The organism is Paraburkholderia sp. SIMBA_053 (assembly GCF_046534895.1).
Taxonomy (GTDB): Bacteria; Pseudomonadota; Gammaproteobacteria; order Burkholderiales; family Burkholderiaceae; genus Paraburkholderia; species Paraburkholderia caledonica.
Genome location: NZ_JAWRXU010001122.1, coordinates 1 through 256, shown reverse-complemented (window position 1 = coordinate 256; position 256 = coordinate 1). Strand labels below are relative to the sequence as shown.

The window sequence follows — 256 nt, the reverse complement described above, 5'->3', positions numbered from 1 at the left end:
ATCAGATGGCCCTGCAACTGCGCGCAGCGACCCGACACTGCAACCCAGCGAAACGCACCGGACCGGTCGTCGTCGTGCTCCCGCAGGCTGATGCCGGCACTGCCGGCATCGCATAGCGTCAGGGCTGTGTCGACCAGCGTCTGAAGCATTGCAGTGCCGGGTTCGTTCAGTGTCCGGGCCAGCGCATGCAGCGCTTCATTTTCGGCGGCATAGGCGGGCGAACGACGCGAACGGGAATCGAGTTCTGCGGTGACAA

Annotated in this window: 1 pseudogene; it reads right to left on the bottom strand. The window is 64.5% G+C overall.

Annotated elements, in window-relative coordinates:
* A pseudogene (locus SB753_RS39130) lies at positions 1-256 on the bottom strand (hybrid sensor histidine kinase/response regulator); the annotation flags it as partial.